At 62.0% G+C, this 366-nt stretch carries 1 protein-coding gene; it reads left to right on the top strand.

Features of this window, described 5'->3' with window-relative positions:
- A partial coding sequence (locus ACW9IR_RS29730; RefSeq protein ID WP_457466183.1) for a hypothetical protein occupies positions 1 to 366 on the top strand: 366 nt, incomplete at both ends.

The following is a 366-nucleotide window of genomic DNA, read 5'->3' as shown; positions in this document are numbered from 1 at the left end:
AACTGGTCGACAACCTGCTGCGCGAATACGCCGGCACCCACTACGACTACGACGACCGCGGCAACCAGATCCAGCGCTGGCACAACGGCCAACGCAGCGACCTGCGTTGGGATCTGTTTGATCGACTGGTGCATTTCGAAGACCCGCGCCTCAGCGTTGATTTCGCCTACGACGCACTGGGACGCCGCCTGCACAAAAATTCCCGCGCGCATTACAAACAGCGCCCGGAAGCAGGTTCCCTCTGGAACAGAAACGAACACGCGCGCAAACAGCGCGAACTCGGCTGCGGCTTTACCTTGTACGGTTGGGACGGCGACAACCTCGCGTGGGAAAGCAGCCCGGCACAAAGCGATGGCGAGCCCGGCC

It is taken from the genome of Pseudomonas sp. SDT291_1_S447 (assembly GCF_054070155.1).
The sequence above is the reverse complement of the archived record's forward strand: the minus strand, read 5'-3'. Positions and strand labels throughout refer to the sequence as shown.